Source organism: Streptomyces radiopugnans (assembly GCF_900110735.1).
GTDB classification, from domain to species: domain Bacteria; phylum Actinomycetota; class Actinomycetes; order Streptomycetales; family Streptomycetaceae; genus Streptomyces; species Streptomyces radiopugnans.
Genome location: NZ_FOET01000002.1, coordinates 279,210 through 296,248, shown reverse-complemented (window position 1 = coordinate 296,248; position 17,039 = coordinate 279,210). Strand labels below are relative to the sequence as shown.

Genomic DNA, 17,039 nt, shown 5'->3' with positions numbered 1-17,039 from the left:
CCAGCCGCCGCCGCATGGCGGCCGTCGTCCTACCGGTATCCGGTGCGGTCATCGCCACCCTGCTGGGGGCCGCTCCCTCCCGGGACTTCGAGCGCGGGCACAGCGCGCTGGAGAAGCCCGAGTACGGCAAGGCTGAGCCCTTCGCCGCCAAGACGAGGAAGATTCACGATCCGACCGTCGAAGCGGCGAAGAAGACCCGGTCCGAGGCGGCACGCAAGGTGGTGTGGCCGGGCGCCGCCTCCGAGACGGTCGGCGTGCCCGAGAAGACCACCGGGCACGCCGAAGTGGGCGAGCTGCCGATCGGCATCGCCCAGCCGAAAGCGGCCAAGGGGGCAAAGCAGAAGCGCACAGCCGACCAGAAGGCGGCAACCGCCCCGGACCGGGCGGAAGTCAAGGTCCTCAACCGCAGGGAAACCGGCGAACTCGGAATCGAAGGCCTGGTCTTCACCGTCGCCCGTGCCGACGGTGAAACCGGCGCAGCCGCTCTCGGCACCACCGTCGACTACAGCGGCTTCGCCCACGCCTACAGCGGCAACTGGTCCTCCCGCCTGCGGCTGGTCCGGCTTCCCTCGTGCGCACTGACCACCCCCGAGAAGGCGGCCTGCCGCAAGACCACCCTGGCGCCGTCCTCCAACGACACCGAGCAGCAAGCCGTCACCGCGCAGGTGGACATTCCCGCGGCCAAGGCTGCCTCGGCTGGAACGGCGGTGCTCGCCCTGTCAGCGGGGACCGCCTCGGACCAGGGCACCTACGAGGCGACCCCGCTCTCCGTCTCCTCCACCTGGGCCGGGGGCGGCTCCAACGGCGACTTCACCTGGAACTATCCGCTGGATGCTCCGCCGACACCGGCCGGACCGGCCCCGGAGCTGTCGATCGGGTACTCCGCGCAGAGCGTGGACGGCCGCACCTCGTCGACCAGCGCCCAGCCCTCCTGGATCGGCGAAGGATTCGACCTGCCGGTCTCCTACATCGAACGTTCCTACGGCAGCTGCGAGGACGACGGCCAGGACGGCAAGTACGACCTGTGCTGGAAGGAGGACAACGCCTCCCTCGTCCTGAACGGCAAGTCCACCGCTCTGGTGAAGGACGAGAGCACCGGCGAGTGGCGCCCCAAGAGCGACGACGGCGAGCGGATCGTCCGCGGCACCGGGGCCGTCAACGGCGACGACGGCGACAGCGGCGACAAGGGCGAGCACTGGACGGTCACGACCCCTGACGGAACCCGGTACGTGTTTGGGAAGAACCGGCTGCCCGGCTGGACCAGCGGCAAGCCCGAGACCGGTTCGGTGTGGACCGTTCCCGTCTTCGGCGACGACTCCGGTGAACCCGGCCACTCCAGCGGCACCTCCTTCTCCGGACGTGCCAAGACGCAGGCCTGGCGGTGGAACCTTGACTACGTCGTGGACCCGCACGGCAACGTCATGACGTACTGGTACGCCAAGGAGACCAACCACTACGCCAAGAACGGCACCACCGGCAACGGCACCGCCTACACCCGAGGCGGTCACCTCAAGCGCATCGACTACGGCCAGCGCAGCGACACCGTCTTCTCCACCACCCAGCCGGCCGCGGCCCGCGTGAAGTTCACAGTCGCCGAGCGCTGCATTCCCGTCGAAGGCGGCGAGAGTTGCTCCTCGCTCACCGGGACCAACCGCAATGCCTGGCCGGACGTGCCCTTCGACCAGATCTGCAAGGCCGACACCGCCTGCACCGACCAGCCGTCCCCGTCCTTCTTCACCCGCAAGCGGCTCACCGACGTCACCACCCAGGTCTACAAGGGCACCGGCACGGGAGCGGACACCGACTACCGGGACGTCAACACCTGGCACCTGGAGCAGTCCTTCCCCGACCCGGGCGACGGGTCCGACCCCGGGCTGTGGCTGAAGTCCATCCAGCAGACCGGCAAGGTCGGCACGGACGCCGCCCTGCCGCCGGTGAGGTTCAGCGGCATCCAGCTGCACAACCGGGTGGACAAGACCGGCGACGACGTCGCCCCGTTCATCAAATGGCGTGTGCGCACCGTCACCTCGGAAACCGGCTCGGTGCTCACCATCAACTACTCCGACCCCGAATGCGTCGCGGACACTGACATGCCCTCCGCGCTCGACAAGAACACCAAGCGCTGCTACCCGGTCAAATGGATCCCGCCGTCCAACCCGACCCCGGGCGAGGATCCCGAGCCGCGCACCGACTGGTTCCACAAGTACGTCGTCACCCAGGTCACCGAGTCCGACCCCACCGGCGGCGCTCCGCTGAAGCAGACCGACTACAACTACCACGGCGGCGGAGCCTGGGCCTACGACGACCAGTCGCCCATCACACCGGCCAAGTACCGTACCTGGGGCATCTGGCGCGGCTACCAGAAGGTCACCACCACCACTGGGGAAACCTCGGGCACCCGCTCCAAGACCACGGCCCTGTACTACCGCGGCATGAACGGCGACAAGCAGTCCGACGGCACCACCCGCGCCGCCACCGTCACCGACTCCAAGGGAACGGTCAAAACCGACTCCGAGCAGTACGCCGGACAGCTGCGGGAGCAGATCACCTACAACGGGACCGGCGGCGGCGAGATCTCCGGCACCATCAACACCCCATGGTCGAAGAACACCGCCACCGACAGCCACTCCTACGGCACCGTCAGGGCCTACATGGTCCGTACCGCCACCGCGGTGACCCGCACCCCCAAGTCGGACGGCAGTGAACTCACCTCGACGGTCAGAAGCACGTACGACCCCAGGAGCGGCCAGACCCTCACGCTGGAGAAGGACGCCGCCGGCGAGAAGGACTGCACGATCACCGAGTACGCCACGGACACCACAGCGTGGATGCTGACCTACCCCAAGAGGGTGGAGAAAGTATCCGTCGGCTGTGGTCAGACCCCCTCGCGCACCGGCGATCCCAAGACCACCGACGTGATCTCCGAAACCCGCACCTCCTACGACGGCCAGGCGTGGGGCACCGCACCGACCAAGGGCGACACCACGCGCGTCGAGCGGGTCACCGGCTACGGCACCGACGGCAAGCCGCGGCTCCAGACCGTGAGCACACACGCCTACGACGCACTCGGTCGTGAGACGGACACCTGGAACGCCGCGGGCACCCGTATGCGGAACATCGAGTACACGCCCGCCGCGGGCGGTCCCCTCACCAAGCGACTGGAGAAGAACGCACTCGGTCACTCGGTCACGACCGAACTCATCCCGGACTGGGGTGTCAACGCGGTCACCACCGACGCCAATGGCAACCGCACCGAACTCGCCTACGACGCACTGGGCCGCCTCACCGACGTCTGGCTCGCCGACCGCACACAGGACCGAGCACCCAGCCAGAAATTCGAATACAGGATCCAGAACACCCAGGCATCCTGGGTCGCCACCAAGTCGCTGAACAACGACGGCAGCACCTACCAAACCACCTACACCATCTACGACGCCCTCCTCAGGCCGAGACAGACGCAGGCCCCGGCCGCTGTCGGCGGAGGCCGGGTGATCACGGAGATCAAGTACGACACCCGCGGCCTGGAGACGGAAACCTCCGCGGATTACATCGACACCACCGCACCCTCCGGCCGGCTCGCCACACTGATTACACCAGCACCGGGCGGTACGCAGACCGTCTACGACGGCGCGGGCCGCCCATCGATCACGAAGGTACTCGTCAACGGCGCGGAATACGCCCGCAGCAGCCACACCTACGACGGGAACACCACCACGGTGGAGCCGCCTGAGGGCGCCTCCGCCGTACAGGAGACCGCCGACGCCCGCGGGCGCCTGACCCAGAAGCTCGAATACGACGGCAACAAGGCCGGCGCGGACTTCACCAGGCTCAGCTACTCCTACGACCACGCCGACCGGATCTCCGAGGTCGAGGACAGTGACGGCAACACCTGGAACTACCGGTACGACTTCCTCGGCCGCAACACCGGCGTCACCGATCCCGACACGGGCACCAGTTCGGCGGAGTACAACGACCTCGACCAGATCATCGCCACCACCGATGCCGAGCAGAGGACGGTGGGACACACCTATGACCTGATCGGCCGTCCCACCGGCAAGCTCGAAGGCCGCGTCCCGGTCGTGGACGGCAAGGCCACGCCCGACGACTCCAAGTACCTGGCTCGCTGGACGTACGACTCCATAGCCAAGGGCCAGCCGACTTCGGCCATCCGCTACGTGGGGGGCAAGGCGGGCAAGGTCTACGCCTACACGCACGCCGCGTACGACAAGCTGTATCGGACCCTCAAAGAGCAGTACACCATCAGCACATCCGAAGGTGCCCTGGCCGGAACCGGTACCTGGACGATCAGCAACACCTACAACCTCGACGGCACACTGCAGAAGCGCACTATCCCCGCGATGGGTGGGCTCGCCGCCGAAGTCCTGACCTACGGCTACACCGAACAGCGCATGCCCGACACCCTCCAGGGCCTGACCGGGATTGTGCAGAACACCGACTATCTGCCCGCCGGCGAGCGGATCCGCACCACACTCGGTGTCTCCTCCACCGCCAAGTGGGCCGACATCAACACCTCGTACGAGAACGGCACCAAGCGTCTGGCACGGCAGACCGTCGTCACCGAAACCGGGCCGGGCACCGCGTCCGACACCCACTACCGCTACGACCGGGCCGGAAATCCGGTGGAGATCGAGGACCGCTCCACCAGCACCAGTGACCGGCAGTGCTTCGCCTATGACGGCCACCGCCGGCTGAAGACGGCCTGGACCTCGACCACGGACTGCGCCACCGCCCCCACCCAGAGCACCGTCGGCGGCCCCGCCCCGTACTGGCAGTCCTTCACCTACGACAGCGCGGGCAACCGCAAGACCAGCACGAACCACCTGGCATCCGGCGGACCGGCCACCACCGCCTACGGCTACGACCTGCGGACCGGCGACAAGGCGCGCCCGCACCTGTTGTCCTCCACCGCCACCTCCCCGGTGAACGCCTCGATTCCGGACACCAGCCACACCTACGACAAGACCGGGAACACCAGGACTCGCACCATCGGAACCGAGACCCAGACCCTCGACTGGGACATCGAGAACAACCTCAGCAAGGTCACGGAAGCGGACGGATCCGAGACCTCGTATCTGAACGACGCCAACGGCAACCGCCTGATACGCCGGGACACCACCGGCAGCACCCTGTACCTGGGTGAGACCGAACTCAGGATGGACAAGGTCACCGGAAAGGTCGAGGCCGTTCGTTACTACGGCCACGCCGACCAGACGGTCGCCGTACGCACGCCCTCGTCCCTCACCTGGCTCGCCGGCGATCACAACGGCACCGCGAGCGTTCAGATCGACGCCGCAACCCAGGCCGTGACGCGTCGGCACATGACCCCGTTCGGCGAGCAGCGCGGAGCGGCCGCCACAGGCTGGATCGGGGAGAAGGGTTTCGTCGGCGGCACTCAGGACCCGACGGGCCTCACACATCTGGGAGCCCGCGAGTACGACCCGTCGACCGGCCGCTTCATCAGCGCCGACCCCGTCATGGATTTGAAGGACCCCCAGCAGATCAACGGCTACGCCTACAGCAACAACAACCCGGTCACCTTCGCCGATCCGAGCGGAAAGTTCTTCGAAGCGCTCGCCAGGATCATCGGGGCGATGATCGTGATGATTCAGATCATGATCAACCACCTGCGGAACGCCACCATTCAATCTCGGAATTCCGGCGGTACGACCAGCACGGGCACCGCCACTGCCACTTCCGCAGGTGGTGGTGGCGGCGGCGGTGGTGGAATGAGCTGCACCAGCCAGCTGTACGGGATCGGCTGCAGCAAGGAACCGGAAAACCCCGGCGCCGAAGGAAGCTTCAAGTACTTGCTGGGGGGCATCGGTCACTTCCTGGCCGAGTCAGGCGAGGCGGCGAGCAATTTCAGCCCGTGGTGCTGGATAGAGGACTGCAGCGGCGCGACGGAGATGTACGACGAGTTCGCCGAGGACATGGGGGTCGACCTGGATTCCAGGGCCGCGGACTCCGGTGAGAAAGCGGCCGAGGTGGCGAGTTATGCCACCGGGATCGCGGGACTGGCCCGCGCCGTGGTGAAGCACGTCGTCAAGAAGGTCGGCAAGAAGGAGAGCAGACCCGGAACCCCGAACGGGTGTAAATGCTTCCTGGCGGGGACTGCCGTCCTCATGGCGAACGGCGCGACTAAGGACATTGAGGATGTCGAGCTCGGGGACGAGGTGCTGGCCACCGATCCCGAAACGGGCGAGACGGGACCACGAAAGGTGGTCCGCCTCATCGTCACGGAGGACGACAAGTACTTCAACGAGCTGTCCATAGCCACCGAGGACGGCATCGAGAAGCTCACCGCGACCCACGAGCACCCGTTCTGGTCCCCTTCGGAGAAGAGCTGGGTCGACGCAGCCGAACTGAAGTCCGGCATGACCCTGCTCACCGACGACGGCGACACCGTCATCGTGACGGCCAACCACGCCTACACCGAGCGGGCGCGAACCTACAACTTCACCGTCGCCGATCTGCACACGTACTATGCTCTGGCAGGCGAGACCCCGGTCTTGGTCCACAACAGCGACTGTGACGTTGTCCTGGGGCCGGGAGAGGGATCCGCTGATGCCTTGAGGGCTTTCACGTCAACGAAGCCGGAGACTGAATTCGTCTTCGATGCCGGCGCTGGAAGATTCCTGGCAGGAGATCGCGAAAGAATTCCTGGAGGCCTCAGCCCTCACGAGCAACTGGCGGAGAAGGCGGGCATGGACAGAGGGACAGTGTTGGGTGGCACGCTATTCCGGGAAGACGGTCGCTTGGTCTTCACGGAAAATAGCGGTCACTATGGTCATAGGTGGACGGACGCTGCGCGCCGGCAGTTCCAGAAGTTCATGAACGATCAAGGGATTGAATTCGAATACAGGCCGTGGGGTTGAGATGGAAAACTGGACTCCAGTGGTTTATCGAGGTGATGGGGCATGGATTGGAATTATGCCCGACGGCCGGATCGGTGTAGGCGTGGAGTCGGAAGGACGGTCCTCTCTTGAGGGGGCGGGGTTCGTTCCCATGTGGCCTTATTTGGAGAAAGACCTCTCTGCATGCTTGGCTGTTTTTTCCCGCTCTTGGGAGCTTCTCGAGCAGGGTGGAATTTCAACTCCTGAGAAGCTCATTGAGTTGACAGTTGAGACGGCATGGAAGTCTGGTCGGCCATACTGGATGGAGCTAGCCGCTGTTTGGGTCATTGAGATGGTCCAGCGAGAGGGATTTGATCAAGAGGTAACTCGAACGCTTCTCTTTGAAGTGACTGCCTCGGAGAGACTGTCGCCGGAATTGCGAGATAAAGCTCGGATGCTAATGGGTGGGTAACTCGGCGTGCGGCGGGCCCTCGAAACGGGATCGACTACCCCCGGACGGGCCTCGAAGCCGTTGTTTTGGCAAATCTGAAGCCCCACCAGGTGTTACTGGTGGGGCTTCAGAGATATTTGTCATCGGCGATTGACGTCAACGTCAGTGGGCAGAGGTCATTGGCAATGATGAGTCGTCGTAGAGCCTGATTCGGCTTGGGCTGGGGGCTTTCGTCCTGCTCCGCACCGGCGTCCGCCGGCCGCGCGTCAGTCGCGGGCATCCGGGCACATCGCCGGACTCGACGGAACTCGAGGCAGCCCACTGCCGGGTGTAGCGCGAAGGCGAGATACGCGCCGTCCAGGCGGAGCTCAGCCGTCGTGGGCGCGAGGTCGGCTGAGACCCGGCGGCACGCCGGAGCCCTGCCGTCCGGGGAGGGGCGGCAGGGCTCTCGTGGGCCTGTCGGGTGTCAGACGTCCCGCTGCGAGGAGGCCAGCCCGACGAACTCCGTCCAGGCCTCGCGCGACACCGTGAGGACCGGCCCGGCGACGGCCTTGGAGTCCCGGACGTGCACAGCGGCCATGCCGGCCGCGACCTCCACGCACTGACCGCCCTCGGTCCCGCTGTAGCTGCTCTTGAACCAGACGAGGCCGGAGGCGACGGTCGAGGACTCAGTGTTGGTCATAGCGATCCCAGCACCCCTTCGATGAACTCCAGCGACTCTCGCGGACTGAGAGCCTGTGAGCGGATGATCCCATAGCGCGCGTGTGCGAGAACCGCCTGTTCCGGGTCAGTCTGAAGAGAGCCGATTCCCTGCGCCTCGGCGTACAGGAACTTCTTGCCATCCTTGCGTGTGACGACCGTGAACGGTCCGTTCACGCCCGCGTTGTCCTCGCAGCCGAGCGGCATGACCTGAAGTTCGACGTTCCGTTTTTGGCCGACCGTGAGCAGGTGCTCCAACTGTCCGCGCAGCACGTCCTTCCCGCCGTAGGGGCGTCGCAGCACCGGCTCGTCCATCACGAAACTGAGCAGCGGTGCGGGCCGCCGGTCCAGAAGTTCCTGGCGGGCCAGTCGTGCGGCGACGCGCAGTTCGATGGTCTCCGGGTCCAGCGGCGGGCGCCTCATGCCGAGCAGCGCACGCATGTACTCCTCGGTCTGGAGAAGGCCGTTGACCACGAGCGTGTCGTACATGACCAGCTCGATGGCCTCCTTTTCCAGCGCCGCCATTCCCTGGAAGAAGAGCGGGTACTGGGCCCGCTCCGCCTCCTCCTTCCACAGGCTCAGCAACCCGTCCGCGCCCAGCACTTCGTCCGCCCGCTCGATCGTCCGGGGTGACGGAATCCTCCGCCCCTGCTCGAACGAGGCGACCGTCGAGGCCGAGTACCCGATCCGTTTGCCGAACTCCTCGCGCTCCAGCCCCTGCCGCGACCGCAGGGCCTTCATGGTCCGCCCGAACGCGGTGACGACGCCCCGCCCGCTCTCGTCCTCCGGCCGCCGCCCGCCTCCGTCGTCGCCTTCCCAGCCGTCACCGAAGTTCACGACCGCCCCGCCACTCGGTGCGGTCTCCTCGTCCGTACGCTCAGTCATCGAACATCACCTCACCGGGCCAACGCGCTTACCCGGAAGGCGGTCACGCCGCACGCCTCGTACTCGCGCGCGTACCGCGCGTACAACAGGTCCGCGAGGCGCGTCACCACTGGTCGCGCCGCGCCACCACGGGAACCGTGGTGGGCATGACGAGCAAGCCCGGCAGCCCCGTTGACGACACCCGTCCCACCCGCCTCACCGGCCCCGGCGACCGCGTCTTCGGGATGCGCTTCACCTCCACGCCCAGAGGGGCCGTCTCGCCCGGCGGCTGGTCGCCGTCCGCCTCGACGCCTGGGGGATCCCGTACGGCACCACCGCGCACGAGGAGATCGTGCTGATCGCCGCCGAGCTCACCGCGAACGCCGTACGGCACGGGCACGTACCCGGCCGGGACTTCCACCTCCGCCTGCACGCACCGGCCGGCGGCCGGTGCGTGCGCGTCGAGGTCACCGACACCCGCGCCGAACGCCTGCCGGTGCGCCCCGCCGCCCCGGACGCCGAGCGCCCGCAGGAGTCGGGCCGTGGCCTGCTCCTGGTGTCGGAACTGGCCGCGCGCTGGGACTGGCACCCGCGCCGGGACGGACCGGGCAAGACCGTCTGGGCGGAGTACGCACTGGGGGAGCGGTGAGCGGCGACCGCCCGGTTCGTTACTTCGTTTCCTCGGCCCCGTTTTTGTCCTCGGGCTCGGCCTGCAGGGTGTCGCCGCGCAGGGCCTTGTCCGCGGTCCGTCCGATGACGGCGGTCGATCCCGCGTCCACCGCGCCTCCGACGATGCCCCCCAGGATCGGGATTCCCTTGGCGAGCGTGATCGCGGCGCGCTTGGTTCCGTACTTCGCGACGAGGTGGAACCCGGCCTTCTTGTTGATGGCATGGATCACCGTCATCGGGATCTTCTTGATCATCTGCTCGCCGAGCTTCTGGCTGACCTTCACCCCGAAGGCCGCCAGGACCTTCTGCGTACTCATTCCGATCGCGAGCATCATCGCGACGGTCCGCCCGTGCGGGTCGTGGACGTCCCATCCCCGGAGGTGCGCGATGGCACCGACCATCCGCATGTTGACGGCGATGGAGGCGGCCACGTTCGCGGGGATCGTCACGCCCGCGGTGAGGAGCCCCCCGAGCCCGGTGACGAATCCCTGCGTCCCGGCCGCTGCCACGGACTCCTTGATGAGGCGGGTGACGACCGCGTCGATGTCGTCCTTCATGTCCTCGGGGGAGCGGCGTTCGTCGTCATCGGGAGCCCTGTAGTCGGCGCCCTGCCGACGTGAGAGGCGGTCCTCGGCCCAGGTCACCGATCCGGTGATCGGCCCCACGCCGTTCACCATGACCCTCTCCGCGAGTTCGGCGGCCCACCGCCCGGTCTTCTCGGCCATTCCCTCACTCGCTCCCTCGTCGGGAGTCTTTCCCTCTTCGTCGGGAGTCTTCCCGTCCTCGTCAGGAGTCTTCTCGTCGGCCATCACACACCCCTTCCGCGAGCGCCCCACCGAGGGCGCCTCGCACCGCTGCGGGCAGGGAGAGGGATTCCGGTCGCCGGTGTCCCCGGCAAGACCGTGGGCTGTCGAAGCCGTGCCCCCTCGCCACCGCCCGCCCACCCCTTCGCGCCGCGACGTTCTTCGCCGCACCGCCTTTCGCGAGCCGAAGCGGCTACACCTTTCCATGCGGTGAAAGCGTTGTCAAATGGCTCTGATTTGCTCGTGCGTGCTCGCGCCAGAGACGGCGAGCAGGCCTTGCCGACTACTCCGCCTCGCAGCCGGCCTCCACCAGGAACGGGCTCGGCTGCCCGGTCCACGAGACGTACAGGCCGTCCCGGGCCCGGGTGCAGGCGACGAACAGCAGGCAGCGTTCCGCGGCGAGGTCGGCCTCGTGCTGGAGCCGGTCGACCTCCTCCGGGGTGATGGCCGAAGGGTTCGGCAGGGCGCGGTCGTTGACGCCGACGACGGCGGTGTAGCGGTACTCCAGCCCCTTGAAGGTGTGCATGGTGCCCACGTTGACCGCGTCGTCGGTGCGGGCGGCTCCCGCGCGGACCCGGCTGGCGGGGACGCCTGCCGCGACCAGGCGGTCCCTGGCCTTCTCGCAGGTCTTGTTGAACCGCGCGCAGATCCCGATCTCCCCGTATGCGGCACCGCCGTCCACCCACGTACGCACCTGCTCGACCAGGGCGTCGAGTTCGGCCTCCTCCGTCTGTGCCGTGTGGAGGCGCGGCCCGGAGCCGTGCAGGGCGGAGCTGTACCCGACCAGGGTGTCGTGTCGTCCGCTGTCGGCCAGTTCGGCGTAGGGGCGGCCGAGCAGGATCCCCGTCGCCCAGCTGAGGATCTCCTGGGTGGAGCGGTAGTTCTTGCGCAGCTTGGCCGAACGGCCGGCGATGTTGATGCCGAGGGACTTCAGCGACACCTTGTTGTCGTAGATCCGCTGGTGCGGGTCGCCCGCGATGAACAGATCGTCGGGACGCCGGGGCGCGGCCGCGCGGAGCATCCGCCACTGGGCCGGGTGGAGGTCCTGGGCCTCGTCGACGACGACGTGCCGGTAGCACGGCCCCTGCCCGGCCAGCAGGTCGGCGGCCTCCACGCAGGTGCCGAGATAGGTGCGCAGCCCGTCCTCGTCCAGGCGCCGGGTGAACTCCTCCACGGTCCGCCACACCAGCCGCCGGGCGGAGGCGGGCAGCGCGCTGCCGCGGCCCCGGCGCTCGCAGCGCTCGTACTCCTCCCGGTCGCGGATGTCCTGGGTGAGGACGACGTGCTTGTACTCCTGGGCGAGGAACTGCGGGGTGCCGGTGAAGCCGGTGGCCTCCGCGGCCCGCTCCCACCGGGCGCTCTCCTCGTACCCGGTGATCGGCCGGCGCGAGGTGTTGACCACGCGTCCGGCGAAGGCGTCGACGGTCATGACGTCGACCCGGTCGCGCAGGTCCGGATCGTCGACGAGCAGGCCGAGCCCTTCGTTGAGGGAGTCCACGAGGGCGTTGGTGAAGGTGGTGAGCAGGATGCGGTCACCGTCGCGCAGGTGCCGCAGCAGATGCCGCACCCGGTGGAGGGCGACGACGGACTTCCCGGTGCCGGGCCCGCCGGTGACCTGCGCGGGGCCGGAGTAGGACGGACGGTAGGCGACCTTGTGCTGGGCGGGGTGCAGGAAGATCCGCCAGGCGGCGAACGGCTTGTCGAGTATGTCGCGCAGTTCGTCGGCGTCCGTGACGACGGCGATCCGAGTGCGGGTGTGCGCGATGGCGGTCGCGTAGTCGGTGGTGTCGACGGGCTCCTGGGAGGCCGCGTCGGCCAGCGCCGGCACGACGACCTCCTGCCACGTCTGCTCGACGCTCGCGCCGAGGGCCAGGTGCTCCAGCACCCTGTACTGGTCCGGCGGGAAGAACCGGCCGAAGACGTCGAGCTGTTCCAGGCTGGTCAGCACGCGCGCCTGCGCGAGGGTGGTGGTGTCGATGCCGAGCGCGGCCATCTCCCCGTCGGAGACCTTCGCGAAGAGCCGCCGCTCCTCGGCGGGCGCGATGCGCTCGTAGGCGGGAGTCAGCTCCTCCAGGGTGGCTATCTCGCGGAGCTCCACCGCGCCGGTGACGGCGTTGATGGTCGCCTTCTGCTTCGCCGCCCACTCGGTGGCCTCGTCGTGCGGGCCGACCCGGAGCAGCACGAAGGTGTCCCCGGTCTCGGGCGCGAGGACCACACCCCGGTATCCCTGGGTGATCCGGATGGTCCGGATCTGCCGGTCCTTGGCGCCCTTGAGGGATTCCAGCTTCAGGCCCGGATCTCTGAACAGCTGGTCGAGGGTGAGCCGCTCGAACTTCTCCCAGGCATCGAACACGCCGTTCCTGACGTGCTTCTCGAGCTTCTCCAGCTGCTGACAGAAGGCCTTGTCGAGGGCGAGGTGCGGCATGACGGGATTTTAGGACCGCCCCGGCGTGGCCGCAGGCCGTTCGGGCGTTCGTTCAGCGGCTCCCGGCCGGGCTCCGCCGGTCATCCGCCGTCGAGTTCCCGGCGGAGCATGGCCAGGACCTCGGCGGCTTCGACGGCCACCTCGTGGCCCGGCCCGTGGACGAGCACGACGTCCTCGTACAGGGCCTTCAAACATGCCCGGGCCTCCCGCGGGTTGCCCTGGCTCAGCAGCAGCATGCCGATGTCACGGCGCAGTTCCACGGCCACGTCGCTGACATCGCTCTCGGCGGCCCGCTCCAGCTCCAGGACGGCCCGCAGCTCCGCCAGGGCCTCGGTCGCCTGGCCGAGTTCGCCCCGGCAGCGGGCGGCCTGGGCGCGGCAGTCGCGGGCGTCCTCGCCGGTGGGGCCGTTGATGCGGCCGTACGCCTCGGCCAGCGCCTCGAACTCCGGCAGGGCCGCCCGGTGGTCGCCCGCCAGCTGCCGGCTGACCGCCCGGCGCTGCCGCAGCCGCAGGACGGCCTTGTTCTCGGCGCCCAGGGCCCTGGCCAGCGGCTCGATCATCTCGCCCGCGACCTCGGCGGCCTGCGTGTAGCGCTCCTCCTCCATGAGGGCGATGTAGTGCTCGTCGACCTCCCGCAACTGAGCCCGCAGCCGCTCCCGCTCGGGCGGCGAGACCACGTACTCGGCGACCTGGCCGGGCGCCGCCGTGTCCGGGGCGGTCCGGGGGCGGCTCCCGGCCCGGGCGCGGGGCGCGTAGGGGCGGCGGTAGAGCCCGGTCGGGTCCGGCGCACCGGGCGGCCCGGCCTCCCCCAGGGCGGAGGACTCACCGGGGGCCGGCAGGAAGGGCATCAGCCGCTCGTACACCTCCTGCACGTCCACCGGCCGGCTCTCCGGGGTCTTGCGGAGCAGGTGCAGGACCAGCGCCTCCAGCTCCTCCGGCACGTCGGCCCGCAGCCGCCGCAGCGGGGTGGGCGCGGCCCGGACGTGCCGGTCCATCAGCTCGAAGTCGCTGTGCGCGCTGAACAGCGGCCTGCCGCACAGCAGTTCGTGGAGCACGCAACCCAGCGCGTAGAGGTCGGTGCGCGGGGTGACGCGGGTGCCGCGCACCTGCTCGGGCGACATGTACCGGTGGGTGCCGATGGGCCGGCCGGAGGCCGTCAGCCTGGTGACGTCGGTCTGCAGGATCGCAGCGACGCCGAAGTCGAGGACCTTCACCGTGCCGTCCCGCGCGACCAGGATGTTGGACGGCTTGAGGTCGCGGTGCACCACGGGCACGTCGTGCGCGTACGACAGCACGGTGGCGACCTGTGCGGCGACCGCCACCGCCCAGCTGACCGGCAGGGGCCGCTCCTCGTGCACGTACCGGGTGAGGGGGACGCCCTCCACCAGTTCCATGACGAGGAACAGGTGCTCGTAGGTGCTGTCGAGGACGGCGTCGTACACCTGCGGCACGCCCGGGTGCTGGATGCGGGCGGTGATCCGCGCCTCGCGGCGGAAGCGCCGCTCCAGCTCCTCGGCCAGCCGGGGCGTGGCGGCGACGGCCTGCGGCCGGATCCGCTTCACGGCGACGGGCCGGTCAAGGACCGCGTCGTAGCCCCGCCACACGTCCCCCATGCCGCCGTTGCCGAGCCGCTCCAGCAGCTCGTAGCGGTCCGCGATCGGTCTGTCCGGCACCTGTCCCCGCCCCGCGTCCTGCACTCGCGCTCGCCCGTTCCCCGAGCCCCTGAGTCCCTTTGGCCGCGGCCAGTCTCCCCGCAAGAGGATCACCGCGTCCAGCCCGCCCCCCCCGCGCGGGCGCGGCCGGCAGGCCGTCTCGCGCCACCGCGTCCTGGGCCCGGACCCACCCGCCCAAGCGCTACCCGATCACGTGCTGCACAGCGAGTGAGCAGGTTGTGCCGCAGCACGCGCTACGGCACAACCTGTACTCACTCCTGTTCGGCCTGCTCGTCGTGTAGTGCTCGTGCGAGATCAGAGAGAGTGGCGGTGCCGTCCAGCGTCCAGCGTGCCGGCCCCTGCACCGCCACGGGTGCCTCCTGCCAGCCGGCGAGTTCGTAGAGGTTCAGGACCAGGCGGGTCGGCGAGTAGGCCTTCCCGTCGACCGCCCATACGAGGCACCGCGTCCGGTCGTTCACCCAAGTGGCCTCGCCACGTCGGGGGTCCTCCGCGAGCCAGGGGGTGAGCGCTTCGATCTCGGGTTTGTTCCACAGGCGCAGCCGGACCGGCGTGCCGTTCTTGATCGTTCCGTTGTCCACAAGGGTGGGCACGGCGTTGGGGCGGCGTGGCTTGCGCTTGCTTCCCTTGGTGGCCTTGTAGATCGTCGGCAGGTCGGGAATGACCCCTTCACGTTGGGCGTCACGCAGTACCAGCTCGGCAAGTCGCTTGCAGCGCCCGGCGTCGGTGAGTGTCCCGCTGAGGAAGGAGTTGGAACCGTACTCCGCGTCGATGTGGTGGATCAGCCAGGACAGGACCCGATTGGTGAGCGCGGGAACCTCCCGCAATGCTGTGTCCCAGTCGTACTCCGGATCGTCGATGCGATCCTGGTCGAGAAGCTGGAAGACCAGATGGGTGATGAGCAGGTCACCCCGCTGGCTCACGTCGGAGGCGCGCTTCTGGAAACGCTTGCGCTCTTCGTTGAGAGCGGTACCCACAGCACGGTGCACGAGTACCGAACGCCAGATCTGGAAGGCGCTGGGCCGCTCTCCGAAGAGGCGCGGGTAGGCACCTCTGTTGCCGCGCTCCCAGAGAAGGTCTGTGTCCCGCTTCGCCCGTACGGCGAGTTCGGTGCTGCGGTGCGCACAAGCCAGGGCGATGGCGGCGTGCACAACCGAACAACCTTCGTCCGGCGCCGGGTCGGGTTCACCACGCTTGAACACGTAGGACTTCTGAAGGGACAGCATGAAGTCCTCGCGGATCATCGCCTGCACCTCGTCCAGGGCGATGAAGTCGCGCTGCTCCACGTGGTTCTGCGTATTGGTCGTCTCGGTGATGCGCTGTGCGAGATCCGTCATGTTCTTGTCGACGACGATCACCTTGACCGTGACCTCGGCGTCCTCCACCGCTTCGGGGGACGCCTTCATGGCGCGATGTGCCGCCGCGACGGTTTGTGCGCCGTTTACGACACTGACCCCCGAGATGCGCAGGTGCACGGGCTCGTCCGGACGGCGGCGTCCCGGCCACTCCTCCTCGAGTTGGTCGCACAGCACCGTCACCCCGTTGTTGAAGAGCCAGAAGTTCTCCGGCTCGTTCACCAGGGTGCTCAGCATGCCCGAGTTGACTCGGGTGGTACCGAGCGACTGGCGCAAGTTCTGCTCGTACAAACGGCTTTCATACGCCTGGTACCACTCGGCGACATTGCCGGCCGGAACCGTTCCCTGGTAAGCGGTGAGCGGGGTGTTCCGCCGGAGCCAGTTCGTCATCCGCACGGTCACCCGTACAGGCTCGGGCGAGAGGTCCTCACGGATCTGCCGGAGGATGTCCGCGGCGTGGACCACGCGGTACTCAAGGACCGGGCCGAGTCCGTTGAACTCGTTCCGGGCGTCTTCCAGAACGTTGGTGGTTTCCTTGCTGAGCGTCCCCACACCCATGACGGCGATCACCAGAGTCACCTTGAGCCGGGCGTCGTGCATCGCTGCGTTGACACGGGCGGCGATCGGCTCCAGCCGGTCGTTGAAGCGGTCGAAACTCCGCTGCTCGATGAGGCGGAGACCGGCGATGAGCTTGTGTGCCGCGTTGGTGTCGAGCTTGCCCTTGCCGTCGTCGCTCCACTTGGCCTGAACGAGCCAGACCTCCTGCGTGCCCTCGGTGACCGCCACGCCGTCGATGCCCTGGTCGTCCTCACCGTCGATGACAGAGGCGCCGGCGGTCTTGTGGTCGCAGCCGGTCACTTCGCGTACAGCAGCCGCCGTTAACGCACGGGAAAGGAACCGCTGCTCGTAGCCCTGCTGGTCGTACCCTCTGAGGTCCTTGTCGTAGATGAGCCCCTCGTACTGCTGCAGAAGCGCAGTGCGGATCTGGTGGATATGGATAGGAGCCGTTGCGGCCCTGCGTTCCGTCTCTTCCAACTCTTTCCCCAGTGCCGTGCGCTGCGTCCCTTGACGCAGTTCAGCGTTGATCTTCCATGATGGTCCGCCGACGGAGTCGGCGGATGCTTTTCGTGCTGTCGGTCGGAACGTGGGCGACTCCATGGTCCGAGTGCCGCCTCGGGGTGGCGCCGGGGCCCACTGCTTTGGATGCCGAGGTGCTGTCGATGGGGAGGTGAATCCGTCGGTCATGAAA

The 17,039-nt window shown here is 68.0% G+C and carries 9 protein-coding genes; 2 read left to right on the top strand and 7 right to left on the bottom strand.

Going from position 1 to position 17,039, the window contains the following annotated elements:
* Nucleotides 1-14 precede the first annotated feature (14 nt).
* Nucleotides 15-6,896, top strand: coding sequence for a polymorphic toxin-type HINT domain-containing protein (locus BMY40_RS06140; protein WP_093656252.1), 6,882 nt, complete (start codon nucleotides 15-17; stop codon nucleotides 6,894-6,896).
* Nucleotides 6,897-7,771: 875 nt separating this feature from the next.
* Here BMY40_RS06140 and BMY40_RS06135 read toward each other — a convergent pair.
* The 3 genes from BMY40_RS06135 to BMY40_RS29035 form a co-directional block, all read right to left on the bottom strand.
* Nucleotides 7,772-7,987, bottom strand: a complete 216-nt coding sequence (locus BMY40_RS06135) for a DUF397 domain-containing protein (protein ID WP_093656250.1) — start codon at nucleotides 7,985-7,987, stop codon at nucleotides 7,772-7,774.
* A complete protein-coding gene (locus tag BMY40_RS06130) occupies nucleotides 7,984-8,889 on the bottom strand; it encodes a helix-turn-helix domain-containing protein (protein WP_093656248.1) in 906 nt (301 codons plus the stop codon). Before BMY40_RS06130 ends, BMY40_RS06135 begins: the two co-directional genes overlap by 4 nt.
* Nucleotides 8,890-8,992: 103 nt before the next feature.
* Nucleotides 8,993-9,211: a hypothetical protein gene (locus BMY40_RS29035; RefSeq protein WP_342745058.1), complete on the bottom strand. Its 219-nt coding sequence runs from the start codon at nucleotides 9,209-9,211 to the stop codon at nucleotides 8,993-8,995.
* Between BMY40_RS29035 and BMY40_RS06125 the strand changes: the two genes are divergently transcribed.
* Nucleotides 9,158-9,517, top strand: coding sequence for an ATP-binding protein (locus tag BMY40_RS06125; protein WP_342745061.1), 360 nt, complete (start codon nucleotides 9,158-9,160; stop codon nucleotides 9,515-9,517). The two genes, BMY40_RS29035 and BMY40_RS06125, sit on opposite strands and share 54 nt — an antisense overlap.
* 19 nt (nucleotides 9,518-9,536) lie before the next feature.
* Here the strand turns inward: BMY40_RS06125 and BMY40_RS06120 are convergent, their stop codons facing one another.
* The 4 genes from BMY40_RS06120 to BMY40_RS06105 form a co-directional block, all read right to left on the bottom strand.
* Nucleotides 9,537-10,262: an EcsC family protein gene (locus tag BMY40_RS06120; RefSeq protein ID WP_093656246.1), complete on the bottom strand. Its 726-nt coding sequence runs from the start codon at nucleotides 10,260-10,262 to the stop codon at nucleotides 9,537-9,539.
* A 361-nt stretch (nucleotides 10,263-10,623) separates the two neighbouring features.
* Complete coding sequence (locus BMY40_RS06115) at nucleotides 10,624-12,765, bottom strand: UvrD-helicase domain-containing protein (RefSeq protein WP_093656244.1); 2,142 nt, start codon at nucleotides 12,763-12,765, stop codon at nucleotides 10,624-10,626.
* An 80-nt stretch (nucleotides 12,766-12,845) separates the two neighbouring features.
* Nucleotides 12,846-14,378: a serine/threonine-protein kinase gene (locus BMY40_RS06110; protein WP_425443083.1), complete on the bottom strand. Its 1,533-nt coding sequence runs from the start codon at nucleotides 14,376-14,378 to the stop codon at nucleotides 12,846-12,848.
* A gap of 311 nt (nucleotides 14,379-14,689) precedes the next feature.
* Nucleotides 14,690-16,948: an AIPR family protein gene (locus tag BMY40_RS06105; protein ID WP_245769889.1), complete on the bottom strand. Its 2,259-nt coding sequence runs from the start codon at nucleotides 16,946-16,948 to the stop codon at nucleotides 14,690-14,692.
* Nucleotides 16,949-17,039 lie beyond the last annotated feature (91 nt).